22 protein-coding genes and 1 riboswitch are annotated in these 24,714 nt (G+C 66.2%); of the genes, 11 read left to right on the top strand and 11 right to left on the bottom strand.

Annotation, left to right across the window (positions count from 1 at the left end; genetic code table 11):
• Window positions 1–2 precede the first annotated feature (2 nt).
• The 8 genes from trpS to glyA form a co-directional block, all read right to left on the bottom strand.
• On the bottom strand, window positions 3–1,109 hold the full coding sequence (gene trpS / locus AC3A3W_RS09290; RefSeq protein WP_487442173.1) for a tryptophan--tRNA ligase: 1,107 nt from the start codon (window positions 1,107–1,109) through the stop codon (window positions 3–5).
• A gap of 18 nt (window positions 1,110–1,127) precedes the next feature.
• A complete protein-coding gene (locus AC3A3W_RS09285) occupies window positions 1,128–1,961 on the bottom strand; it encodes an exodeoxyribonuclease III (RefSeq protein ID WP_487442171.1) in 834 nt (277 codons plus the stop codon).
• A 10-nt stretch (window positions 1,962–1,971) separates the two neighbouring features.
• Window positions 1,972–2,535: a hypothetical protein gene (locus AC3A3W_RS09280; protein WP_487442168.1), complete on the bottom strand. Its 564-nt coding sequence runs from the start codon at window positions 2,533–2,535 to the stop codon at window positions 1,972–1,974.
• A gap of 85 nt (window positions 2,536–2,620) precedes the next feature.
• On the bottom strand, window positions 2,621–3,454 hold the full coding sequence (locus AC3A3W_RS09275) for an ABC transporter permease (RefSeq protein ID WP_487442167.1): 834 nt from the start codon (window positions 3,452–3,454) through the stop codon (window positions 2,621–2,623).
• Window positions 3,451–4,329 carry an ABC transporter permease gene (locus tag AC3A3W_RS09270; protein WP_487442196.1) on the bottom strand — a complete coding sequence of 293 codons (879 nt, stop codon included), beginning with the start codon at window positions 4,327–4,329 and terminating at the stop codon, window positions 3,451–3,453. The genes AC3A3W_RS09275 and AC3A3W_RS09270 overlap by 4 nt, the downstream gene beginning before the upstream one ends.
• Before the next feature lie 4 nt (window positions 4,330–4,333).
• Complete coding sequence (locus tag AC3A3W_RS09265; protein WP_487442194.1) at window positions 4,334–5,287, bottom strand: ABC transporter ATP-binding protein; 954 nt, start codon at window positions 5,285–5,287, stop codon at window positions 4,334–4,336.
• 190 nt (window positions 5,288–5,477) lie between these two features.
• Complete coding sequence (locus AC3A3W_RS09260; RefSeq protein WP_487442165.1) at window positions 5,478–6,377, bottom strand: bifunctional methylenetetrahydrofolate dehydrogenase/methenyltetrahydrofolate cyclohydrolase; 900 nt, start codon at window positions 6,375–6,377, stop codon at window positions 5,478–5,480.
• Window positions 6,378–6,380: 3 nt separating this feature from the next.
• Window positions 6,381–7,688, bottom strand: coding sequence for a serine hydroxymethyltransferase (glyA, locus tag AC3A3W_RS09255; RefSeq protein WP_487442163.1), 1,308 nt, complete (start codon window positions 7,686–7,688; stop codon window positions 6,381–6,383).
• Between the two features lie 178 nt (window positions 7,689–7,866).
• Window positions 7,867–7,952, bottom strand: a riboswitch (ZMP/ZTP riboswitch).
• Between the two features lie 42 nt (window positions 7,953–7,994).
• On the opposite strand from glyA, the gene purU reads away from it, so the two are divergent.
• The 4 genes from purU to AC3A3W_RS09235 all read left to right on the top strand — a co-directional run bounded on the left by purU (window position 7,995) and on the right by AC3A3W_RS09235 (window position 10,557).
• Entirely contained in the window at window positions 7,995–8,855 is an 861-nt protein-coding gene (purU, locus tag AC3A3W_RS09250; protein ID WP_487442161.1) for a formyltetrahydrofolate deformylase, read from the top strand.
• Window positions 8,856–8,860: 5 nt separating this feature from the next.
• The gene (locus AC3A3W_RS09245) at window positions 8,861–9,568 is read left to right on the top strand and encodes a class I SAM-dependent methyltransferase (RefSeq protein WP_487442160.1); all 708 of its coding nucleotides are present in this window, start codon (window positions 8,861–8,863) and stop codon (window positions 9,566–9,568) included.
• Window positions 9,569–9,644: 76 nt separating this feature from the next.
• On the top strand, window positions 9,645–10,004 hold the full coding sequence (locus tag AC3A3W_RS09240) for a class I SAM-dependent methyltransferase (RefSeq protein WP_487442158.1): 360 nt from the start codon (window positions 9,645–9,647) through the stop codon (window positions 10,002–10,004).
• 31 nt (window positions 10,005–10,035) lie between these two features.
• On the top strand, window positions 10,036–10,557 hold the full coding sequence (locus AC3A3W_RS09235; protein ID WP_487442156.1) for a gamma carbonic anhydrase family protein: 522 nt from the start codon (window positions 10,036–10,038) through the stop codon (window positions 10,555–10,557).
• A gap of 1 nt (window position 10,558) precedes the next feature.
• Here AC3A3W_RS09235 and AC3A3W_RS09230 read toward each other — a convergent pair whose 3' ends face one another.
• Together AC3A3W_RS09230 and AC3A3W_RS09225 are read right to left on the bottom strand one after the other, a co-directional pair.
• The gene (locus AC3A3W_RS09230) at window positions 10,559–12,286 is read right to left on the bottom strand and encodes a flavin monoamine oxidase family protein (RefSeq protein ID WP_487442154.1); all 1,728 of its coding nucleotides are present in this window, start codon (window positions 12,284–12,286) and stop codon (window positions 10,559–10,561) included.
• Complete coding sequence (locus tag AC3A3W_RS09225; protein WP_487442153.1) at window positions 12,283–13,824, bottom strand: amino acid permease; 1,542 nt, start codon at window positions 13,822–13,824, stop codon at window positions 12,283–12,285. Before AC3A3W_RS09225 ends, AC3A3W_RS09230 begins: the two co-directional genes overlap by 4 nt.
• Window positions 13,825–13,925: 101 nt before the next feature.
• Here AC3A3W_RS09225 and alr point away from each other — a divergent pair, with 101 nt between their 5' ends.
• Together alr and AC3A3W_RS09215 are read left to right on the top strand one after the other, a co-directional pair.
• The gene (gene alr / locus AC3A3W_RS09220; protein WP_487442151.1) at window positions 13,926–15,158 is read left to right on the top strand and encodes an alanine racemase; all 1,233 of its coding nucleotides are present in this window, start codon (window positions 13,926–13,928) and stop codon (window positions 15,156–15,158) included.
• Complete coding sequence (locus tag AC3A3W_RS09215; RefSeq protein WP_487442149.1) at window positions 15,148–16,770, top strand: PucR family transcriptional regulator; 1,623 nt, start codon at window positions 15,148–15,150, stop codon at window positions 16,768–16,770. Before alr ends, AC3A3W_RS09215 begins: the two co-directional genes overlap by 11 nt.
• On the opposite strand, the gene AC3A3W_RS09210 is transcribed toward AC3A3W_RS09215, so the two are convergent.
• Window positions 16,767–17,594 carry a nitrilase-related carbon-nitrogen hydrolase gene (locus AC3A3W_RS09210; RefSeq protein ID WP_487442192.1) on the bottom strand — a complete coding sequence of 276 codons (828 nt, stop codon included), beginning with the start codon at window positions 17,592–17,594 and terminating at the stop codon, window positions 16,767–16,769. The genes AC3A3W_RS09215 and AC3A3W_RS09210 overlap by 4 nt on opposite strands.
• A gap of 210 nt (window positions 17,595–17,804) precedes the next feature.
• Between AC3A3W_RS09210 and AC3A3W_RS09205 the strand changes: the two genes are divergently transcribed.
• From AC3A3W_RS09205 to AC3A3W_RS09185, 5 genes are all read left to right on the top strand, one after another.
• Complete coding sequence (locus tag AC3A3W_RS09205; RefSeq protein WP_487442147.1) at window positions 17,805–18,995, top strand: ROK family transcriptional regulator; 1,191 nt, start codon at window positions 17,805–17,807, stop codon at window positions 18,993–18,995.
• Window positions 18,996–19,124: 129 nt separating this feature from the next.
• Window positions 19,125–20,684: a multiple monosaccharide ABC transporter ATP-binding protein gene (gene mmsA, locus AC3A3W_RS09200; RefSeq protein WP_487442145.1), complete on the top strand. Its 1,560-nt coding sequence runs from the start codon at window positions 19,125–19,127 to the stop codon at window positions 20,682–20,684.
• A gap of 44 nt (window positions 20,685–20,728) precedes the next feature.
• Entirely contained in the window at window positions 20,729–22,006 is a 1,278-nt protein-coding gene (mmsB, locus tag AC3A3W_RS09195) for a multiple monosaccharide ABC transporter permease (RefSeq protein ID WP_487442144.1), read from the top strand.
• Between the two features lie 54 nt (window positions 22,007–22,060).
• A complete protein-coding gene (locus AC3A3W_RS09190) occupies window positions 22,061–23,161 on the top strand; it encodes a substrate-binding domain-containing protein (RefSeq protein ID WP_487442142.1) in 1,101 nt (366 codons plus the stop codon).
• 360 nt (window positions 23,162–23,521) lie between these two features.
• On the top strand, window positions 23,522–24,714 hold a 1,193-nt coding region (locus AC3A3W_RS09185), incomplete at its 3' end, for an ABC transporter permease (RefSeq protein WP_487442140.1).

Genomic DNA, 24,714 nt, shown 5'->3' with positions numbered 1-24,714 from the left:
GATTAGCGGGCTCCGGCGTATGGAAGGAAGCCGACCTTGGCGTAGACGTCCTGGAGGGTGGCCGCGGCAATTTCACGGGCCTTGTCCGCCCCGTGGGCCAGGAGCCGGTCCAGCTCGGCCGGGTCTGCGAGCAGTTCGTTGGCGCGGTCGCGGATCGGCGTCAGGCGCTCCGTCACGACGTCGGCCAGGTCCACCTTGAGGTGGCCGTACATCTTGCCTTCGTAGGCCGCGACCAGCTGTTCCACGCTCTGGCCGGTGATGACCGAGTAGATGGTCAGCAGGTTGGACACGCCCGGCTTGGCCTCGCGGTCGAAACGGATCTCGGTTTCGGCGTCGGTCACCGCGGACTTGATCCGCTTGGCGGTGACCTTGGGCTCGTCGAGCAGGTTGATCAGGCCGGCCGGCGATTCAGCCGACTTGGACATCTTGACGGTGGGCTGCTGCAGATCGTAGATCTTCGCGGATTCCTTCTGGATGAAGGGCTTGGGCACCGTGAACGTCTGGCCGAAGCGGGTGTTGAACCTGGTGGCGAGGTCGCGGCTGAGCTCCACGTGCTGGCGCTGGTCCTCGCCGACCGGAACACCGTGCGGCTGGTACAGCAGGATGTCCGCGGCCTGCAGGACGGGATAGGTGAACAGGCCCACGCTGGCGGCGTCGGAGCCCTGCCGCAGCGCCTTGTCCTTGAACTGCGTCATGCGGGACGCTTCGCCGAAGCCCGTGATGCAGTTCAGGACCCAGGCCAGCTGCGCGTGCTCGGGCACCTGGGACTGGACAAACAGTGTGCACTTGTCCACGTCCACCCCGCCGGCAATGTACTGGGCCGCCGTGACGCGGGTGCGGTGTGCCAGTTCGGCCGGGTCCTGCGGAACGGTGATGGCGTGCAGGTCCGGGATGAAGAAGATGGCGTCATACTCTTCCTGCATCCGCACCCAGTTGACGAGGGCACCCAGGTAGTTGCCCAGGTGCAGCGAGTCCGCGGAGGGCTGCATCCCCGACAGGATGCGGTGGCGGATCCCGGCGTCCTGCCCGGTCCCGGTCTCCTGCTGGAGGGCGGCGGCATCAGGCTGCCCGGAGGCCGCGGAGTTGGTCACGATGGGGGTGGAGGTCATTCGTCGGAGGCCTTAAGACTAGAGCCGGTAGTCCACTACCAGCGGTGCATGGTCAGAGAAACGGGTGTCCCACGAGGGCGCGCGGTCCACGACCGCCGAAACTGCTGCGGCGGCGAGGGCGGGGGTGGCCATGTGGTAGTCGATGCGCCAGCCAGAGTCATTGTCAAAGGCCTGGCCACGCTGGGACCACCAGGTGTAGGGGCCGTTGACGTTGCCCGCCAGGCCCCTGTGGACATCCTTCCAGCCGATTTCCTCGCCGAAGAAATGGTCGAAATAGGCGCGCTCCTCGGGCAGGAAGCCGGCTTTCTTGACGTTGCCCTTCCAGTTCTTGATGTCCAGCTCGGTGTGGCCGACGTTCAGGTCACCCGTGACCAGGGCATGGTCGCTGTGCTTGGCCAGTTCGGGCAGGCGTGTGGTCATGACGTCCAGGAAGCGGTACTTGTCCACCTGCTTGGGCGTCCCGACATCGCCCGAGTGCACGTAGGCGCTCACCACGGTCAGCTGGGAGGCGTTGCCCGCGGCGTCCCGGACGCGGAAATCAGCCTCCACCCAGCGGCCGGCAGTGGCGAAATAGTCATCTCCGATGTGGTCCCGGGTTTCCAGCGGCTCCTCCCGGGAAGCGATGGCGACGCCGGCGCGGCCTTTGGCCTCAGCCTCGGCGTGCAGGACATGCCACCCGTCGCCCAGCAGCTTGTGGACGATGGCGTCCGGTGCGCGGACTTCCTGCAGGGTAAGGATGTCCACCTCGCGGTCCGCCAGCCACTCCGCCATGCCCTTCTTGTAGGCAGCGCGGAGGCCGTTGACGTTGACTGTTGCGATGCGAAGGTGGTCCTTCTTCAATGCCGAGCTCACCCGCTCCACTCTAGTCGATGATGGTTCCGGTAACGGGCTCACCGGGGCCGCCGGAGGACTTGATCATGTCCCTGGCGTTGGTCGCCGTGATTTCGATCGTCTCCAGGGCGCGGCGGATGGTGTCCTGGTCCGCGGCGGCACCCTTGGCGCGCTCCTGCTCCACCACCCGGACCTGCACCTGGACGATTTTGAAGGAGTGGTCCAGCTTCAGGTCACGGACTTCCTCGGCTTCGCCGCGTTCACGCACCAGGCGGGTTCCGCCGTGGTCTGCGGAGGTGTGCGACGGCGCACGGCCGGCCGCCGCGTTGAACGCATTCTGCGCTTCGTTCAGCTTCGCTCCGGCCTTTTTGGCTGCCTTCTGGATGCTGAACACCACGAACGATGCCAGCAGGAGCCAGAACAGTGCGATGACAGCCACGACCCAGCCGACGACGTCGTTCTGGTTTGCCGCGAAGATGACGGCCACCAGGAACGCCGTGATCAGGACCAGGAGGCCGGGGCCGCTGATGCGGAACATGGAGAATCCGCCCTTGGCCGGGTCGGAGGAAGATTTGGAGCTGCCCAGAGATTGCATGGTGCCATTGTCTCAAATCTGTTGGCGTGGCCAGGAACGCTTCCACCGGAGGCGAACAGGTCCGGCAGTCAGCGCAGGCAGTCAGTTACTTCAGGAACAGACTCCGCAGCCTGCCGGTGGTCAGCATCAGGCCGAGCACGATCATCACCAGGTAATAGCCGATGTGGATGGCGGTCGCCGGGGTGAAGGTTCCCGCGCTGATCTGGCGCAGCAGCTCCACGCCGTGCCACAACGGCATCGCCTGGATCAGCCACTGGATGTACTGCGGGTAGACGCTCAGCGGATAGAACGTGGCGCTGAACAGGAACATGGGCAGCATGATGAAGTTGATCCAGTCCATCTGCTGGAACGTCTTCATGAAGCTGGTGATGCCCATGCCGAAACTGGCAAAACCGAAGGCGATAAGGACCGACGCCGGGATCATGAGCAACGCCCACGGCGTGGTGATGAGTCCCAGCAGGCCCATCACGGCCGTGAAGCCGGTGGCGTAGAGCAGTCCGCGCAGCAGTGCCAGGAAGATCTCGCCCATCGCCACGTCCAGCGGGCCCAGCGACGTGTAGAGCATCCCCTGGTAGAGCTTGGCGAAGTTCATCTTGAAGAAGACGTTCCAGGTGGAGTCGTACACAGCGCCGTTCATGGCCGAAACCGCCAGCAGTGCGGGGGCGATGTAGGCCGCGTAGCTGATCTCCTGCCCGCCCGGTCCCTGGACCGTGCCCACCACGGCACCCATCCCGATGCCCATGGACAGCAGGAACAGCACCGGCTCGAAGAATCCGGACAGCATGACCAGCCAGTTGCTGCTCTTGGTGGCCATCAGCCCGCGCCCGATCACGGCCTTGGCGTTGCGGGAGTACAGCGGTCCGAAGCGCCTGTTGCGTGCCTCCTCGGTGACACTGTGTCCCTGGGTCAGGAGTGTCATTGCCCCATCCTCCTCACGAATTGGCGCTTGGTGAGCACCCAGCCGAACCAGGCGAGCCCCAGCAGGAAGACGACGTGGATGATGGTCAGCACGGGTGGTTCGTCATAGCCGTAGCTCAGGACCCGGCCCAGTTCCGTCCCGTGCCAGATGGGCGAGATCCAGCCGACCCAGCGCACCAGCAGAGGCAGCGTGTCCAGCGGGAAGAACGTGCCGGAAAAAAGGAACAGCGGCATCACGATGAACCGCATGACCATGGCGAACTGGCCTTTGTCCTCCTTGATGGTGGCGGCGTACGCCATCAGCGGGAGCCCGAAGGACAGGCCTGCCAGGGTGGCCACGAGGATGGAGAGCCATCCCCAGGCGCTGGGCGAGGCACCGAACAGCGCCACGATCGCAAAGTAGATGACCGACTGCACGAAGAAGCGCACCGTCACGGCAATGATCTGGCCGCCGGCGATCTGCTCGGGCGTCAGCGGTGAAGCATGTGGCCCGTAGTAGACCCGGCGCCATTTGAAGCCGTCCATCACCGGAAAGGTAAATTCCGTGGCGGCGGTCATGACGGCGGCCGAGATCAGCAGCGCGGGGGCGATGAATGCCAGGTAGCTGACCCCTCCGAACGCCCCGGCTGCGCTGGCTTCCACGAGTGTGGCAAGGCCAACGCCCATGGCAAAGAGGTAGGCGGCCGGCTGTCCCACGCTGTACAGGAAGATGGACCAGCCGTAGCCCTTCATCACCCGCAGGACCTGCTCCGCGAAATAGAACGCGCCCCAGCGCCGCGCCTTGGCGGCGGACACCTCCGGTGAGTGGGCACGCAGGGCGGGTCCCGCCGTCGGACGTTCTGCAACGCCCCCCGAAAGGGGGTCTCTTCCGGACAGCGGCTCAGTCAACGAGGCTCCTGCCCGTGAGCCGGAGGAAGACGTCCTCCAGCGAGGACCGGCGCACCAGCGAGGTGAGCGGGCGCAGGCCTCGGGCGGAGACTTCCTCCAGGGCCGCCTCGCCGTCGTGGGTGTAGATCAGGACGCGGTCCGGCAGGGTCTCCAGCCGCTCGCCGATTCCTTCGAGTTCGCCGCCAATGCTGGCGTTCCGTTCCGAACCGAAGCGCAGTTCCAGGACCTCGCGGGTGGAATAGTTGCGGATCAGGCTAGCCGGGGAGCCCTCCGCCATGATCCGGCCCTTGTCCACGACGATGAGCCGGTCGCAGAGCTGCTCGGCCTCGTCCATGTAGTGGGTGGTAAGGATCAGCGTGACTCCCTGTTCCTTGAGCCGGAACAGGCGGTCCCACAGGATGTGCCGCGCCTGCGGATCGAGGCCCGTGGTGGGCTCGTCGAGGAGCAGGATGCGGGGCTCGTTGATGAGCGAGCGGGCGATCGTGAGGCGCCGCTTCATGCCGCCGGACAGCGCATCCACTTTGGACTTGGCCTTGTCCGTGAGCTGCGCAAATTCGAGCAGTTCATCCGCCTTCGGCCGCAGGTAGCTCATCGGCAGCCCGTAGTAGCGCCCGTACACCAGCAGGTTGTCCCGGACCCTGAGTTCCTCGTCCAGGTTGTCCTGCTGCGGCACGACGCCCAGGTGCGCACGCACTTCCGGCCCGTGCTGTTCCGGGTCAAGCCCCATGATGGTCAGGCTGCCGGAAGTGCGCTGGGCAACCCCGCCGATCATCTTCATCGTGGTGGACTTGCCGGCGCCGTTGGGTCCCAGCAGCCCGAACGACTCCCCTGCGGGAACGCTGAAGGAAATGCCGTCGACGGCGGTGACATCGCCGTAGGTTTTGGTCAGGTTTTCGGCCTTGATGACGAACGGGCGCGGTACTGACCCGGATTCCTCGCTGGACACAGGCTTTTCGGACGTTTCTTCGGAAGAGTGGAGTTCGGGCACCCCATTACGCTAATACCCGTCCGGGACCAAAGGAATAGCTCGGTCTCAAAAGATTGCGCCCGCCAAACGCCGCAGGGCGCCCGCTCCCGGAGGAGAGGGCGCCCTGCGCTTCGGTCAGCGGAGGCCCCGCCGGCTGAGCTTGACCAACCTAGGCCAGGCCGGCGTGGCGTTCGGCGGTCTCCACCACGTTGGCCAGCAGCATGGCGCGGGTCATCGGCCCCACGCCGCCCGGGTTCGGGGACAGCCAGGCGGCGACGTCGGCCGCATCCGGGTGCACGTCCCCGGTGACCACCGCCTTGCCGGTGCCGTCATCGACGCGGCTGACGCCGACGTCGAGCACTATGGCACCCGGCTTCAGGTTTTCAGCCTTGATCATGTGCGGCGAGCCCGCAGCGGCGATCACGACGTCGGCCTGCCGGAGTTCGGCGGGCAGGTCGACGGTGCCGGTGTGGGCCAGGACCACGGTGGCGTTGACGTCCTTGCGGGTGAGCAGCAGGCCCACCGGGCGGCCGATGGTGACGCCGCGGCCCACCACGAGGACGCGCTTGCCCTTGAGGTCGATGCCGTGGCGGGTCAGCAGCTCAACGCAGCCCTTGGGTGTGCACGGCAGCGGGGACTTCATGGGGCCGCTGATGTTGGCCACGAGACGGCCCAGGTTCATCGGGTGCAGGCCGTCTGCGTCCTTGTCCGGATCCATGGCCTCCAGGATGACGTCCTGGTCGATGTGCTTGGGCAGCGGCAGCTGGACGATGTAGCCGGTGCACTCCGGATTGGCGTTCAGCTCGCGGACCACGGCCAGGAGCTCGTCCTGGCTGGTGTCCTCGGGCAGGTCGCGGCGGATGGACGTGATGCCCACCTCGGCGCAGTCCTTGTGTTTGCCGCCCACGTACCACATGCTGCCCGGGTCGGAGCCGACGAGGATGGTGCCCAGTCCCGGAGTGACGCCCTTGGCCTTGAGTGCGGCCACGCGTTCGGTCAGCTCGGCCTTGATGGCGGCGGCGGTGGCCTTGCCGTCAAGGATCTGCGCAGTTTTTGCGGTTTCAGTCACGGATCACCACTGCTCGTGCTGCGGGTACAGCGGGAAGTCGGCGGCGAGCTTGTCCACGCGGGCCTGCAGCGCCTCCACGTCGGTGCCGGAGCCGGCCTTCAGTGCGGTGGCGATGATCTCGGCAACCTCGGTAAATTCCTTGGCGCCGAAGCCGCGGGTGGCCAGCGCCGGCGTACCGATGCGCAGGCCGGAGGTGACCATCGGCGGGCGGGGGTCGAACGGCACGGCGTTGCGGTTGACGGTGATGCCCACGGAGTGCAGGAGGTCTTCGGCCTGCTGGCCGTCCAGCTGCGAGTTGCGCAGGTCCACCAGCACCAGGTGCACATCCGTGCCGCCGGTCAGGACCGAGACGCCGGCTTCGGCGACGTCGGACTGGTTGAGGCGGTCGGCGATGATCTTCGCACCTTCGAGGACACGCTCCTGGCGCTCCTTGAATTCTGCCGTGCCGGCGATCTTGAAGGCCACAGCCTTCGCCGCGATCACGTGCATGAGCGGTCCGCCCTGCTGGCCGGGGAAGACGTTGGAGTTGAGCTTCTTGGCCCACTCCTGCTTGGCCAGGATCACGCCGGAGCGGGGGCCGGCGAGGGTCTTGTGCACGGTGGAGGTGACGACGTCGGAGTGCGGCACGGGGCTCGGGTGCAGTCCGGCCGCCACGAGGCCGGCGAAGTGCGCCATGTCCGTCCAGAGCAGGGCGCCCACCTCGTCCGCGATGGAGCGGAAGGCAGCGAAGTCGAGGTGGCGCGGGTAGGCGGACCAGCCGGCGATGATGACCTGCGGCTTCTCGGCGATGGCCTGCTCGCGCAGTTTGTCCATGTCGATACGGAAGTTGTCCTGCTCCACCTGGTAGGCCGCCACATTGTAGAGCTTGCCGGAGAAGTTGAGCTTCATGCCATGGGTCAGGTGGCCACCGTGCGCCAGAGACAGGCCCAGGATCTTGTCGCCCGGGGTGATCATGGCAGAGAGTGCGGCAGCGTTGGCCTGCGCGCCGGAGTGCGGCTGGACGTTGGCGTATTCGGCGCCGAACAGGGCCTTCACCCGGTCGATGGCCAGTTGCTCGGCAACGTCCACGTATTCGCAGCCGCCGTAGTAGCGGCGGCCCGGGTAGCCTTCGGCGTACTTGTTGGTCAGGACGGAGCCCTGGGCTTCCATCACGGCACGCGGCGCGAAGTTTTCGGATGCGATCATTTCCAGGGTGCCGCGCTGGCGGCCGAGCTCCTGGTCCAGGACTGCGGCGATCTCGGGGTCGAGTTCAGCCAGCGGCTGGTTGCTGACGGTGGCGGAAGTGCTGACGGAAGTCGGTGAAGTAGTCACGAAAAACTCCTGGCTAGGGATGGGCACTGCTAAGGTCAGGCTACCGGCTGGGGGCGCAGCTCCGCCCTTGATGACCACAATCCGGGACTGGCCCGGACGGTCCGTCCGTTCAGGGCGCCGCAGCGCACCCGGGAGACCGCGCACTTCAGGAAGCGCAGCGTTCAACCGGCAAAACATGACCCTCGGCCCAGGCGTACGATCCGTGGTCTTCGTGATTGCCGCTCCCTGGTGGTTAGCCACCCAACGCCAGTTGCGACCCCACCAGACTACCAAAAGCCGGCCGCCGGCGCGGGTAGGCTGTTCTTCGTGATTGAAGACCAGCCCGCCAAAGCGTACGTAATAACCCTGTCCTGCCCGGACCGCCCCGGAATTGTCCACGCCGTGGCCGGCGCCCTGCTCGTGGCAGGCTGCAATATTACGGACTCCCAGCAGTACGGCAGCCAGTCCACCGGAACCTTCTTCATGCGCGTCGAGGCGACCACGTCCGCCTCCCGGGCCGAAGTCCAGGCTGCCCTGGAACCCGTTACCGAGGCCTTCGGCATGCAGTGGAGCCTCCATCCGGTGGGCCAGAAGGTCCGCACACTGCTCATGGCCAGCAAATCCGCGCACTGCCTGAACGACCTGCTGTTCCTGCAGCGCTCCGGCACGCTGCCGATCGAGGTTCCGGCCATCGTCTCCAACCACAATGACCTGGCCGGACTCGCAGAGTTCTATGGAATCCCGTTCCACTACATTCCTGTCACGCCCGACACCAAGGTCCAGGCGGAGGACCAGCTGCGGAAGATCATTGCGGAGGAAGGCATTGAACTGACCGTCCTGGCCCGTTACATGCAGATCATCTCGGATGATCTGTGCGCGGAGCTGACCGGCAAAGCCATTAACATCCACCATTCCTTCCTGCCGTCCTTCAAGGGCGCCAAGCCCTATCACCAGGCCCATGACCGGGGCGTGAAGCTGATCGGCGCCACGGCACACTACGTCACCGCAGCGCTGGATGAGGGCCCCATCATTGAGCAGGAAGTGATCCGGGTGGATCATGCCCGCACTCCCGAGCAGTTCGTGCAGATGGGCCGCGATGTCGAAGGCCGCACCCTTGCCCAGGCCGTGCAGTGGCACGCCGAGCACCGGGTGCTCCTGGACGGCAACCGGACCGTGGTTTTCAACTAGCCTCCTTGCAGCCAGGATCCGGGGACAAGGACGTGGCGCCGGCCGGGGAGGACCCCGCTCCGCAGGACAGCGGCGAGGACATGCTGGCAAAGTTCTACAACCAGCGAGCCATCTTGCATCCGGAGCATCCGCTGACCGCACAGCGTGCGGAGCAGCGGGAGCTGTTCATCGCCCGGCTGAAAGCCGAGGGCAGGCACGGCGTTCTGGAAATCGGCACTGGCCCGGGGCTCGACGGTGTGAAGTTCGTCCAGGCGGGCATCCAGTACACCGGCGTTGACCTGTCCGAAGGGCAGGTGCGGATCGCCACAGCCAAGGGCCTGAACGTCTCGGTTGCGAGTGTCCGGAACCTTCCCTTCGCCGACGGTGCGTTCCCTGCGCTGTGGAGCATGAGCACGCTGCTGCACATCCCCAACCGGGACATCGACGGCGTCGTCCGTGAACTCGTGCGGGTGGCCGAGCCGGGTGCGCCGATCGCCGTCGGCCTCTGGTCCGGGGAGGACGAAGAGGTGCTCAACCCCGAAGACCAGATCCGGCCGCGGCGATTCTTCAGCCGTCGAAGTGACGCCGCACTGCGGCAGATCTTCGGCCGTCACGGCGAGATTGAGGAATTCGTCACGTGGCCGGAAGGAACTGGCGCCGAGTCCGGCCCTGGCGCCGGCCACTGGACGCAGCATTACCAGTTCCTGATTCTCCGCGTTCCACGGCATAACTAGGTGGCGCGCCGATCGGCCTGACAGAAGCGAGCGGCGGTTCACAGCGGCCGTGTTTTAACTGAGACTGGTTAACACCATGCCTTTGTTGACGGACACCTCACTGGAACCCTTTATCGCGCTGCTCAAGGCCGAGGGACGGCACGCAGTCCTGGACGTGTGCTGCGGCCCGGGCGATGACGGCATCAGGTTTGTCCAGGCAGGAATCCACTACACGGGCGTCGATCCGTTCGACGGGAACGTTTGTTTTGCCGTCGCCCGCCGCCTGAGCGTGTCGGTGGCCGAGCCTGCACGCCTGCCCTTCGCCGACAACACGTTCTCGGCTGTCTGGGCGGTGGAGTCGCTGGCGGGCCTCACGACGGACCAGGCGGACGACGTCGTGCGGGAGCTTGAGCGGGTAGCAGAACCGGGCGCGCCGATCGCCGTCGTCCTCCCCTGAGCGGCACTGCACTGTGTCTTAGGCTGGGGGCATGGCTCCCATCTACTCTTTCGCCGGCGACAACCCGGATATCCACCCCTCCGTCTTCGTTGCTCCGACGGCGTCCATCATCGGCCGCGCCACGCTCGCCGAGGACGCCAGCGCCTTCTACGGAGTCTCCGTACGGGCCGACACAGCAACCATCAGCGTCGGCGCCGGCAGCAACCTGCAGGACAACGTGGTGCTGCACGCCGACCCGGGATTCCCCTGCAGCGTCGGGGCGCGGGTCAGCGTCGGGCACGGCGCGGTGGTTCACGGCTGCACCGTGGAGGACGACTGCCTCATCGGCATGAGCGCCACCATCCTCAACGGGGCGGTGATCGGCGCCGGCTCGCTCGTGGCAGCCGGCGCCGTGGTGCTGGAGGGCACCGTGGTTCCGCCGCGCTCCCTCGTGGCCGGGGTCCCCGCCAAGGTGCGCCGGGAACTCACGGATGAGGAGTTCGACGGCGTGAAGCGCAACGCGGCGCGCTACCGTGACCTCGCGCAGGCGCACCGCGAGATCCACGCCGGCTGACTCAGTCCAGGCTGATGGGTCCCAAGGCGTCGAGGAGGTCGCCCGGGCCCGGGTTTGCTGCGGAGGATGTACCGCCGAGGTGGTTCACCACGCCCCAGACCGCGTTGAGCCCGGTGGTCACGGCGCCCTCGGCCCAGCCCGCGGTGAACGAGACGTCGTCGCCGGCCAGGAAGATCCCGCGCTGCGCTTCCGGCAGCTTGTCCTGCTTGAAGTGGGTGAACAGCCGCTGCTGGTAACGGTAGTGCCCGGGCAGGTTCGCCTTGAACGCGCCCATGAAGTTGGGATCCGCTTCCCACGACACGGTGATGGGCTGGCCCACGATGTGGCTCGCGATGTCCACGGTCGGATAGATCTGTTCCAGCGAGTGCAGCATCAGTTCAACGCGCTGGTCCGCGTCGAGGGCGAGCCACTTCAGCGCGTCGTCGTTCCAGGTATAGGACAGCAGGATCACGGCGGGCTGGTCCGGGCCGTTGTCCAGCAGGTAGGTGGCGCGGTTCAGGCGGTCCGTCAGTGTCATGGACATGGCCTCCCGGCCGGTGGCCGGATCGATGTCCTTCCAGAACGGCCGGTCCACCATCACGAACGTCTTGGAGGACTGCATGTAGTGCGAGCGCTCGATCGCCGTCCACAGCTCGGCGGGGAACAGCGCCTCTTCGGTGTGGATGCGGGTGGACAGCAGCCACGACTGGCAGGTGGTCACCACGGCCGGGTAGGCCGATTCGCGCCCCCACCGCTCGCGGATGCGCAGGTCGCCGTTCGCGTCGCGGCTGATCCGGTCCACGGCTCCCCGCGGGGAGCCGGAATGCAGTGACGCCAGGGACGTCCCGTCCGGCCAGTGGGCCATGCCCGACGGCGCGTGGTGCCACAGTGCCTCGGGGAGCCGTTGCGCTCCCCCGGCGATGAGGCGGTGCTGGTCGTCGGCGTCGGTATAAACGACGCGCAGGATTTCCAGGATGGAGTTGGGGAAGTCCGTGTCCCAGCCGCCGGTGCCGAAGCCCACCTGGCCGAAAGCCTCGCGGTGGGCGAAGCCCGCTTCCCGGAAGGACTCACTCGCGGCAATGAAGCCGTAGAAGGTCTGCTCGTCCAGCAGCGGCAGCAGCTCGTTCCAGAGTTCCTTGATCCGGGCCGTGTCGCGTGCCCGGATCGCGTCCTGCATCTCGCTGAACTTGGCGCCGTCGTTCACAGCGGCTTTCCAGGCCTCGGCCACTTCGCGGAAGAACGGCGGCAGGTCCGCCGCGGTGCTGGCATAGTGCTTCTCCCCGGCAAGTTCGATCACCGTGCTGGAGGTGGCGGGCGCGAGCGGGTTGGGGAAGTCCTGGGTTTCGAGACCCAGCAGATCCACGTAGTGGTAGAACGCCTTGCCGGAGACGGGGAAGCGCATGCCGCCGAGGTCCGCCACCACACCGGGAGCGGAGGGGAAGCCGGCGGTGCGCAGGCGGCCGCCGATCTGGTCGGCCTCGTAGACCACGGGGCGCAGCCCCAGCTTCATGAGCTCGTAGGCGGTGACCAGTCCGGAGAGGCCGGCCCCGACCACAGCCACCTCCGCACCGTAGAGCTCGGGCGGTACCGAACCCAAACCGTCCGGATGGGCGAGGTAATGGTCGTAGCTGAACGGGAAGTCGGGATTCAGCATGGTGATGGGTGCCTGGCCTAGCGTGTCCGCGGCGGACGGGGCGAAGGTGGCCGTGCTGGACGGGTCTGAAGCCGGCAATTCGGTAGCGGTTGTCATGGAAGGTCTGCCTTCATGGGTTCGGGGTTTGACGGGGTGCTCGAAAGTTCACGGCTGGACAATTCACGGTATTCCTCGTGAGTCAGGGAAGCCACCCTGGAGTTGCGGCGGCCATAACCGAAGTACGCCGCGAGACCCACCAGCATCCAGATGCCAAAGGTCATCCAGGTGTCCGCCCCGAGGTTTGCCATCAGGTACGCACACATGAGCGCTCCGAGGATGGGCGTGAGCGGAAACAGCGGGACCCGGAAGGTCCGCTTGAGTTCGGGCCGCACGCGGCGGAGATAGAGGACGGCAACGTTCACCAGCGCGAAGGCAAAGAGGGTGCCGATGCTCGTGGCGTCTGCCAGGGCTCCGAGTGGAACCAGGCCCGCCGTGACTGCCACGAGGATGCCGACGATCAGGGTGCCGGCAACCGGAGTGCCGGTCTTTGCGGAGACCCGGCCGAAGATCCCGGGAATGAGCCCGTCGCGGGCCATGGAGAGAAGGATGCGGGTCTGTCCGTACAGGACCGTCAGGACGATGCTGGCGATGGCCAGGACGGCGCCGACGGCGAAGACCAGCGCGATCCATGGCTGACCGGTGGTTTCCTCGAGGATCTTGACCAGGGCGGCCTCCGTGCCGTCGAACCAGCCCCAGGGCCGTGCGCCGATTGCGGCCACGGCCACCAGGACGTAGATGGTGGTGACGATCAGCATGGAGAGCATGATGGCCCGCGGCAGGTCCCGCTTGGGGTTGCGCGCTTCCTCGCCGGCTGTGGATGCCGCATCGAAGCCGATGTAGGAGAAGAAGACGCTGGACGCGGCGGCTGAGACACCGGCTGCGCCCATGGGGAGGAGGGGCTCGAAGTTGCCGGCGTTGAAGGCGGTGAAGGCCACGGCGCAGAAGAAGATCAGGATTCCCACTTTGATCACCACGATGGCGGTGTTGATCCAGGCGCTTTCCTTCGCGCCGCGTACCAGCAGGATCATGGCGAGCAGAACTATGACCATCGCCGGGATGTTCACCACCCCGCCGTCTCCGGGCGGCTGGGAGATGGCGTCGGGCAGGATCTGGCCGAAGACCGCCAGGGACTCGTTCACGTACTGGCCCGCGCCCACCGCCACGGCCGCGACCGAGACGGCATATTCGAGCACGAGGCACCAGCCACAGATCCAGGCCATGCCCTCGCCCAACGTGGCGTAGCTGTAGGAGTAGCTCGAGCCTGCCACCGGAACCAGGCCGGCCATTTCGGCGTAGGACACCGCGGACAGCAGCGCGGCGAGCCCGGCAATGGCGAAGGAGATCCAGATGGCCGGCCCCGCAAGCGGAACCGATTCGCCCAGGATCACCAGGATGCCGGTTCCCAGGGTCGCGCCGACGCTGATCATGGTCAGCTGGAAAACGCCGAAGCTGCGGATCAGCCGGGTGCCGCCGTGGCCTGTTTCGGCTTCATTGACCATCTGTCCGATCGGCTTGCGGCGCAGCAGCTGCGCGGCCAGGCCGGGCCGGCCGGCAGGCGCTGCCGGCCGCCGTTCTGTGGTGGTGGGCACAGTCATCGTTGACGTCCGTTCGTGAGTTGTTGTCGTTTTCCCCCGACCCAGCCTAGGCGTGTGAGGCATCTCTCATGGTTGTGCAAAATGACCTATAGTGTTCTGGCATGAGACGTAATGCACAACAGACCAGCACGCCTTCGGCGGTGCTTTCCGGCCGGGTCAGCGTTGATCTGGCCGCGATTTCCGACAATGTCCGTGCCCTCCGGGCGCTCACTCCCGCGCCGCATTTCATGGCGGTGGTGAAGGGCAACGCGTACGGCCACGGGCTTGTCGAGGGGGCGCAGGCGGCCCTCGCCGGCGGCGCCGACTGGCTCGGCACGGCACAGCTCACCGAGGCTCTTGCGCTGCGCCGCGCAGGCATCACGGCGCCGGTGCTGTCCTGGTTGTACCTCGCCACAGCGTCCAGCGGGATCATCCGCGAGGCAGTGGAAAACGACGTCGACATGTCCTTGGGCAGCCCCGCCCAGCTGGAGGTCGTGGCCGGCGTTGCCCGCACGCTCGGCCGGCCCGCCGCGGTCCACCTTGAGCTGGACAGCGGGCTGAGCCGCGGCGGCGCCCGCGCGGAGGACTGGCCTGGCCTCGTGGCCGCCGCACGCAACGCCGAACTCGAGGGGACCCTCACTGTCCGGGGCATCTGGACCCATCTGGCCTGGGCCGACGTGCCGGCCCATCCCGGGAACGCCGCAGCCGTGGAGGCCTTCTTGGACGCCGTACGGCAGGCCCGGGAAGGCGGCGTGGACCCGGAGCTGATGCATGTGTCCAGCTCGGCCAACATCCTGGACCGCCCCGAGTTTGCCTTCGACATGGTGCGGGCCGGGCTGGCCATCTACGGCCTGGCGCCCGCCGACCATCTTGACCCCGCGGATTTCGGGCTGCGCCCGGCCCTGACCGTCACCGCTCCCGTGGTGCTCGTGAAGAAGGTTCCGGCCGGCACCGGTGTGAGCTATGAACACCAGGCCATCACCCACGAGGCAAGGTATCTGGGGCTGATCCCCCTCGGCTATGCGGACGGTATCCCGAAAGGCATTTCGGGACGCAGCATTGTGCAGTTGGGCGGCAGGCGGGTGCCCGTGATCGGCAAGGTGTGCATGGACCAGTTCATGGTGGACCTCGGCCCGGAATCCCGCGGCGTGTCCGTCGGCGACACCGCCGTCTTGTTCGGTGATCCGGACACCGGGGCGGCGAGCGCGGACGAATGGGGCTCGGCCATCGGCAGCCACGGCGACGAAATCATCAACCGGATCGCGCCCCGTCTTCCGCGGACCTATGACCAGCCCACGTCCTACGAGTGCCCCGACTACCAGGACCCCGAAGACGGTGCGCCGCATGTCGCCTGACGCTGCCGCCGGAGCTGGAACCAGAGCCGCAACGGGAACGGGGACAGGTGCCGAGCGGCTGAGCGCCGTCACCTTGGCGGAATTCCTGGCCAAGCTGCCGCCGCAGCTGACCATCCTTCACGACGCCGGCAACGGTTCCGGCCTGCTGCGCTGGGTGGAGCCCAGCGAGCTGGAGGATCCCACGCCGTACCTGCTCGACGGCGAGTTCCTCCTCACGGCGGGACTGCCGTTCGTGGGCGAGGCAGGCAACGAAGCGCGGGTGGACGCCTACATCCGGCGCCTGGTGGGAGCCGGCGTGGGAGCCCTCGGCTTCGGGCTCGAACCTTACTTCGATGCCGTGCCGGAGGAACTCGTCAAGGCCTGCGTCCGGCACAACCTGACGCTGGTGGAGGTACCGGACACGGTGCCGTTCGCTGCCATCGGGCTGGAGTTTTCGCAGCTGCTCGAATCAGATAACGCCAAAGTCTTCCGGCAGCTGGCCGACACCAACCGGCAGCTGATGCGCGCGGTCCTCTCCGCCCGCCCCGAGCATGAGCTCCTGGCCGCCTTGGCCCAGCGGGTCCCGGTGTGGGCCGTGTTGGTCGGCGCGGACGGCAGGGTCCGCGCCCGGGCGGGCACCGGCGTCGAGCTTTCCGCCCTGCAGCAGCTCCTCGAAAGGCTGCTCGGCGGCAGCGGCCCCCGGGTGGAAATGGATTCCTTCGACGTTCCCGGCTCTGCCCTGGTGTTCGGGCACCCGCTGCGCAGCACACGGGATGCCAACCTCGGCGCCCTGATTCTCGGGACGGACCAGCCGCTGACGCCGTCGCAGAACAGCGTTGTCTCATCCGCCGTCGGGCTGCTGGAACTCCTGGTCCGGCAGCGGACCAGCGGATCCCTCGCGCCGAGCCAGCTGGCCACGGCGCTGCTGCTGCACCCGGACAGCCTGTCCAGCGGCGGAACCCGGCACGTCAACGGGCTCCGGGACCTGCTGGCCCAAAGCACTTCCTCCACGCGCTCCGCGCCGCTGCGGGTGGTGCAGGGCATCAAGGCGGACCAGGGCACGTGGCCCGCGGGCGACAGTCCCGTCCGGGAGCTGCTGCAGTGGCGGCGGCTGTTCGACACCAAACTCGTGGAGATCACTGACTACGGCTTCGCCGCGGTCACCCGGCTGAAGGTTGATGATGCACTCGTCAGCGAGGTGGAGAAACTCGGCTGGCGCCTGGTCATCGGAGATGCCACCGAACTGGCGGGGCTGGCCGGAGCGTACCAGCGTGTGACGTCCCTGCGGTCCCGGGTGCGGAACACCGGCAAGAGCGCGAGGGTGGATGACGTGTCATGGACGGTGGCCGGGCTCCTCGGCCGCGAGGCCGGCACCATGCTGGCAGGCCGGCTGCTGGAGCCGCTGCTGAGCCAGGAGCCGGAGAGGCGGGACGCTCAGCTGACTGTGCTGCGCTCGTGGCTGGGCGAAAACGGAAGCTGGGACGCCACGGCCAAGGTACTGGGGCTGCACCGCAACAGCGTGCGGCGCCAGGTCAATGCAGTGGCGGAACTGCTGGACACTGATCTCAACCAGGCGCAGGTGCGGGCGGAGCTGTGGATCGCCCTGCAGTATGTGGACGAGCTGTTGTCCTAGGACTTTGCCGGGCGTTCCTGGCGCAGGCTGTCTTCCCAGGCACGGTAGACAGCCGGACGGCGCTCGGCAAGGTAGGGCACGGCGTCCCTCGCGTCCCGGGCCGCCTCTGCGCTGACTTCGGCGAACAGCAGTTCCGGGCCGGGCCCGGCGGCGGCCAGCAGGGAGCCGTCGGGAGCGGCTATCACGCTGCCGCCGAGGAACTCGCAGCCGTCTTCCGAACCGGAGTGGTTGGCGTAGGCGACGGTCAGCTGGCTTTCCAGCGCCCTCGCCCGCAGCAGGATCTGGGGCACCTCCTCGAAGCCGTGCGCGAGAGCTGTGGGGACCAGGAGCAGTTCGGCGCCGCGGGCGGCCGCCGCCCGCGCGGTCTCGGGAAATTCCACGTCGTAGCAGATAGCCAAGGACGTCTTGATCCCGTCCAGGTCCACGACGGCGGGGGCTGCTTCGGCGGGGCTGAACGCCTTCCGCTCCTCCGCACCAAACAGGTGCACTTTGGAGTAGCTGAGCAGCTCCTCCCCCCGGCTGCTGACCAGTGTTGCGGAAATCTGCCATTGCCCGCCGGCCGTGACGGTGGGCAGGCTATAGACGACGGCGATCCCGTGGCGCTTCGCGAAGCCGGCCAGTGTCCGCCGGATTGCCGGAAGGCCGGACGGGTCCAGTTCGGTGCGCACCCGCAGAGGCGCATAGCCCACGGGAAACAGCTCGGGAGTCAGCAGCACGCGCGCGCCGGCCGCCGCGGCCTCGCGCGCCGCCTGATCCACCGCATTGCAGTTTCCGTCAACATCCAAAACAGCAGAGTTTGCCTGCATCAGCGCCAGCAACACCATGATCACCTCAAGAGAATTCTGTAAATGTCCGCGGTTTCCGGACCGCTTTCCTCCTCAGCGTAGCCCCGGGTTCCGCCCTCCGCGCCGGGCCATTTGCACTTCCCGGCGCCGGTTGCGGGACGTATTGTCCGCCCGCTCCCAAGACAGGGGCAACCGCCCAGTTGCGTTAACTTCTTGACTGCAACGCGCCGATGGTGCACTCTTCTAAGCATGCCCTCAACATCGCGCTCAACGAGGAGCCGAACCAAAAACCCGGGGTCACAGTCCGCGCTCCGGCACCTGAACCAGCAACGGATCATCGAGTGCCTGCTTAATGGCCCCTCCACCCAGGCGGAACTCGCCCGGCAAACGGGCCTGTCCACCGCGACCGTGTCCAACATCGTCAAGATCATGCAGGACTCGGGCCTGGCATCGACGGAGCCGATTACCAGTTCCGGGCGGCGGGCCCTCAATGTCCGGCTGAACAGCAACGGCGCCGTGGCCGTGGGCATCGACTTCGGCCGCCGGCATCTGCGCGTGGTGCTGGCCTCCCTGAGCTACCACATCATCGCCGAGGAATCGGTCCTCCTGCCGCTGGGCCACCACGCGGACGAGGGCATCGACGCAGCCGTCGCACTGCTGGCGAAACTGCTGGCGGACAGCGGCGTGGAGCGCAGCGCCATAGTGGGCGCCGGCGTCGGAATTCCCGGCCCCATCGACAGGCGGACCGGCACCGTGGCGCAGGGCGCCATCCTGCCCGAATGGGTCGGCATCAACATCCTGGAGCATCTCGAGAGCACGCTGCAGTTCCCGGTTTTTATCGATAACGACGCCAACCTCGGCGCGCTGTCAGAGGTCACCTGGGGTCCGCACAGCGGGGTCAGCAACCTCATGTTCATGAAGATCGGTTCGGGCATCGGTGCCGGCCTTATCCTCAATGGCGCCCCCTACTACGGCAGCGTGGGAATCACCGGCGAAATCGGCCACGCCACCATTCACGAACACGGACTGATCTGCCGTTGCGGCAACAGGGGCTGCCTCGAGACCATCGCGTCCACCACCACCATGATCGAGCTGCTGGGCCGGGGCAAGGACACGCCGATGGCCCCGGAGGACATCGTCCGGAAGGCCTTGGCCAGGGACTCCGCCACGCTGCGTGTGATAGACGACGCGGGCCTGGCGGTGGGCCGCGCCCTGGGCAATGTCGCCAACCTGATCAATCCGGAGGTGATAGTCGTGGGCGGCCCCCTGGCCGGGCTCGGCGACCTTCTGCTCGACCCCATCCGGCGGGGCCTGGTCCGGCATGCCGTTCCCGTCATCGGGGAAACCACAACCCTGACCATGTCCTCCCTGGGTAACCGTGCCGAGGCGCTGGGAGCCGCCGCCCTGGTCTTCCAGCATGCCGGAATCAGGCGCTCGTAAGCTTTTCGTTATCTGGCTGTTGCGTTAAAGACTTGACGACAATGGCTGTGATCCAGTTTACTTTTTCATCAGACGGCCCTGCGGTTTGCGGGGCAGACAACGAAGTCAGCATTGGAGGCGTAAGGGCACATGACGTCCGAGACCACGCACAAAGATCCCGTAATCCTCGAGATGCGCTCCATCACCAAGGAATTCCCCGGCGTTAAAGCTTTGGCCGATGTGAATCTGCGCGTTAAAGCCGGAGAGATCCACGCCATCTGCGGAGAGAACGGCGCCGGCAAGTCCACCCTGATGAAGGTTCTGTCCGGCGTATACCCGTACGGCACCTACAGCGGCGACATCGTCTACCAGGCCGAGGTCCAGCAGTTCAAGGACATCCGGGCCAGCGAGCACGCAGGGATCGTGATCATCCACCAGGAGCTCGCCCTGATCCCGGAGCTCTCCATCACGGAGAACATCTTCCTGGGCAACGAACCCGTGAAGCGCGGCGTGATCGACTGGGCCGAGGCCCGCACCCGGACCCGCGAACTGCTCGCCCGGGTGGGGCTGCGCGAAGACCCGGACACCCCCATCAAGGAAATCGGCGTCGGCAAGCAACAGCTCGTGGAGATCGCCAAGGCGCTGAACAAGTCCGTGAAGCTCCTCATCCTCGACGAGCCCACCGCGGCGCTGAACGAATCCGACTCCCAGCACCTCCTGGACCTGATCCTCGGCCTGAAGGGCCGCGGCATCACATCCATCATCATTTCCCACAAGCTCAACGAGATCGAGCAGATCGCGGACTCCATCACCATCATCCGTGACGGCAAGTCCATCGAGACGCTCGACGTGAAGGCCGACGGCGTTGACGAGGACCGGATCATCAAGGGCATGGTGGGCCGTACCCTGGAGTCGCGCTTCCCGGACCACGAGCCCAAGATCGGAGAGGTGCTCTTCGAGGTCAAGAACTGGACCGTCGGGCATCCGCAGGTCCAGGACCGGCTGGTCTGCAAGGGCTCCAACTTCTTCGTCCGCCGCGGCGAAATCGTGGGCTTCGCCGGGCTCATGGGAGCCGGCCGCACCGAACTGGCACGCTCCGTGTTCGGCCGCTCCTACGGCCGGTACATCACCGGCAGCATCTACAAGGAAGGCAAGGAACTCCACCTCAAGAACGTCAAACAGGCCATCGACGCCGGCCTCGGCTACGTCACGGAGGACCGGAAGTCCCTGGGCCTGAACCTCCTGGATGACATCAAGACCACCACGGTCTCGGCGGCGCTGCACAAGATCAGCAAGCACTTCGTGGTGGATGCCAACAAGGAATTCACGGTGGCTGAGCAGTACCGCAAGTCCCTGCGCACCAAGACGCCGTCCGTGGAGGAGGGCGTGGCCAAGCTCTCGGGCGGCAACCAGCAGAAGGTGGTCCTGGCCAAGTGGATGTTCACCGATCCTGACCTGCTGATCCTGGACGAACCCACCCGCGGCATCGACGTCGGGGCCAAGTACGAGATCTACGGCATCATCCAGCAGCTGGCCAACCAGGGCAAGGGTGTCATCGTCATCTCCTCCGAACTGCCTGAACTGCTGGGCCTCTCAGACCGCATCTACACCATCTTCGAAGGCGCCATCACCGGTGTCCTGAACAAAGACGAGGCCAGTCAGGAAAGCCTGATGAAACTGATGACCTCCGCCCGCAAAGCCGCCGCCTGACCCTCTGGAATCCTCCAGAACCTTCCAGAACAAGGACTGACACAATGAACGCGCTCAAGAAGCTCTTTGGCGGCAACACCCGCCAATTCGGCATGATCTTCGCCCTGGTTGCACTGATCGTCTTCTTCCAATTCGCCACCGACGGCCGCACGCTCACTCCGGGCAACGTCATCAACCTCTTCAACGGCAACTCCTACATCCTGATCCTGGCCATCGGCATGGTGCTGGTCATCATCGCCGGCCACATTGACCTGTCAGTCGGCTCGGTGGCGGCGTTCGTCGGCGTCACCGTTGCCCTGGCCATTCGGGACTGGGGAATACCCTGGTACGCGGGCATCCTGCTCGGCCTGGGCCTCGGCGTCCTGATCGGCGCCTGGCAAGGGTTCTGGACGGCGTACGTGGGGATACCCGCGTTTATCGTGACGCTGGCCGGCATGCTCCTGTTCCGCGGCTTCAACCAGTTCGTCGGCAAGTCCAACACCATTCCGGTCCCCGCCGACTTCCAGTACATCGGCTCGGGCTACCTGCCGGAAGTTGGCCCGAACACCGGCTTCAACAACCTCACCCTGTTGCTGGGCATCGCTGCCGTCGCGTTCGTCGTCGTCGGTGAACTCCGCGCCCGCCGCACTGCCAAGGCGCTCGGCGCAGAGGTACCCGAGGGCTGGGTGATGGGCACCAAGCTGGCCCTCATCTGCGGCGCCATCCTCTACGCCACGTACCTGTTCGCCACGGGCCGCCCAGGCACGTCCTTCCCGATCCCCGGCCTCATCCTGGCCGTGCTGGTTCTTGTGTACGGCTTCATCTCCTCCAAGACGGTCGTTGGCCGCCACATCTACGCCGTCGGCGGCAACCGCCACGCTGCAGAGCTTTCCGGTGTGCAGTCCAAGAAGGTCAACTTCCTGGTCATGATGAACATGGCCATTTTGGCCGGCCTGGCCGGCATGATCTTCGTTGGCCGCTCCACCGCTTCCGGCCCGTTCGATGGCGTCGGCTGGGAACTCGATGCCATTGCGGCTGTCTTCATCGGCGGCGCGGCGGTGACCGGCGGCGTCGGTACCGTGATCGGTTCGATCGTCGGTGGCCTGGTGATGGCCGTCCTGAACAACGGCCTGCAGCTCCTCGGCGTCGGCGCCGACCTCACCCAGATCATCAAGGGCCTGGTCCTCCTGATCGCCGTGGCCTTCGACGTCTACAACAAGAGCCAGGGCAAGCGGTCCATCATCGGCCTGCTGACCCAGAACTTCAACCGCCCCAGCGGCGGAGCCCCGCTTCAGCCCGATGAAGTGACCTCGACCAAAGAAACCATCGCCCGGGAAGCCTGAGCACCGACCGCTCCCCGGATGTATTTCCCACCCCTATAGAAAGTGAACCAAGCAATGCGAATGATTGGTAAAGCAGGAAAGGCGGCAGCAGTCGCTGCCATTGCGGCACTGGCGCTGACAGCCTGCGGCCGTTCCGACACCGGCACCACGGGCGGTGGCACCGCAGGCGGCGAGGCTTTCCCCAAAGACTCCTCGATCGGCGTCGCACTCCCGCAGAAGACCAGTGAGAACTGGGTCCTGGCGGAAAAGCTGTTCAACGACGGGCTCAAGGACGCCGGCTTCAAGCCGGACGTGCAGTTCGCCAACGGCGGCGTCTCCGAGCAGCAGAACCAGATCAGTGCCATGATCACCAAGGGCGCCAAGGTCATCATCGTCGGCGCGATCGACGGTGCACAGCTGGGCACCCAGCTCAAGCAGGCCAAGGACGCCGGCGCGACCATCATCGCGTACGACCGTCTGCTGCTGAACACCGAGAACGTGGACTACTACGTGGCCTACGACAACTTCAAGGTGGGTGAGCTGCAGGGCCAGGCACTCCTTGAAGGCATGCAGAAGAAGAAGCCGCAGGGCCCGTACAACATCGAGCTCTTCGCCGGTTCCCCGGATGACGCCAACGCGAAGGTCTTCTTCGACGGCGCCATGAGCGTGCTCCAGCCCAAGATCGACGACGGCACCCTCAAGGTGCTTTCCGGCCAGACCTCGTTCGGACAGGCCGTCACCCAGGGCTGGAAGGCAGAAAACGCCCAGCGCCGCGCCGACACGCTGCTGACCGGCAGCTACGGCAGCGCTTCGCTGGACGGCGTGCTGTCCCCGAATGACACGCTGGCCCGGGCTGTCCTGACTGCCGTCAAGGGTGCCGGCAAGCCGCTGCCCGTCATCACCGGCCAGGACTCCGAGGTTGAATCCGTCAAGTCCATCATGGCCGGCGAGCAGTACTCCACCATCAACAAGGACACCCGCAAGCTCGTAGAGCACGCGATTGTCATGGTCAAGGACATCCAGGCTGGCAAGAAGCCCGAAATCAACGACGACAAGTCCTACAACAACAAGGTCAAGACCGTTCCGGCCTACCTGCTGGAGCCGGTTATCGTGACCCAGGAGAACGTTAAGACGGCGTACGTGGACGATCCGGTCCTCGGACCGATCACCAAGTAGCGCCACTGACGGCGTAAAGCCAGAGTAACGCCAGACGCTGCACCCAAGAGCCCCGGCTCCCCCGCAAGGGAGGGCCGGGGCTCTTGGCGTCCCCACCCGACGCTCCCTCACCTTCCGCACGCCCCCACCCGACGCTCCCTCACCTCTCGCCGCCTCCCACCCGACCCTCCCTCACTATTCGCACGCCCCCACCCGACGCTCCCTCACTATTCGCCGCCTCCCACCCCACGCTCCCTCACTATTCACACGTCCGTGCTTCACAGCGCATACATAGCTTCGGCTGGCCCTCCGCACAGCGCCATGGACAACAGTGGAAGCTGAAGCCGGCCATCCCGCCGGCACATGATCTCAAGGAGACAGGTGAGCGTTCTCGCCCGGAGTGTAGGCAATGCCTTCAGAAACAAGGTCAGGACGGCCGCCGTCGTGGCCGTTCTTGCTGTAGCAATCGGACTGGCCCTGGCCATGCTTGTGGCCAACCAGGCCGTGGGCGCCAAAGTCCAGGAGCTGAACGCGTCGGTGGGGACAGTGCTCACCGTCAACCCCGCCGGCGGCCAGGGTTTTGAGGGCGGCGGCGAGCCGTTGACGGCGGCACAGGCCGCGACGGCTGCCGGCGTACCCAACGTGACCGCCGTCGTCGGAACCAAAGCGCTGCGGCTGCGCAACGCCACCGAAGCAGCGGCCCAGACGGCGGCAGGCCAGACAGGCGGCCCGGGTGGGGGTTTCGGCGGTCCCGGCGCACAGTCCACCACGACGCTCACCACGAGCCTCACCGCTGCGGTCGATGCCGGTACACTCGGCAACCGCAACCAGGACACCGGTACAACCGGTACAACGGGAACCACGCAGCCGGTGCGGAGCCTTCCCATCACCGCGACCGGCATCGGGGCCGAGGTGGACAGTACCGGCAAAGCGCTTAAGCTGACCGAGGGTACCGGTCTCGGCGACTACACCGCTTCCTCCACCAAGGCGCTGCTGGGCACCACCCTCGCCGAGAAGAACAACCTCGCCGTCGGGTCAACGTTCACGATCAACAGCACCACGTTCACTGTGGCGGGACTGTTCGACGCCGGTACGGCCTTCGGCAACAACGCGCTCTACGTGACCCTGCCGGCGGCCCAGACGCTCGCGGAACTGCCCGATGAACTCTCCACCATGATCGTCACCGTCAACAGCATGGAAAACGTGGACGCTGCCAAATCTGCGCTGCAGGAAGCCCTCGGGTCGGATCAGGCCGATGTCACGCAGGGCCAGCGCAACCTCGAAACCGCCGTCAGCTCGCTGGACAGTGTCAAGAACATCTCCTTCGTTGCGTTTGTTGCCGCGCTCGGGACCGCCGGCCTGATCATCCTGCTGATCATGGTGATGCTGGTCCGCGAGCGCCGCCGGGAGATCGGCGTCCTGAAGGCGATCGGTGCACGCAACCGCACCATCGGGCTCCAGTTCGTCCTGGAGGCATTGGTTCTGGTGGCACTCGGCAGCGTGGTGGGAGCCGCGATCGCTTCCTTTGCCAGCGGCGGAATCGCCAGTGCTCTGGTCAGTTCAAACACCAGCAC

The sequence above is a fragment of the Arthrobacter sp. Soil_N43 genome (genome assembly GCF_057655195.1).
Note: the sequence above shows the minus strand (reverse complement) of the source record. Positions and strands in the feature narration are given on the sequence as shown.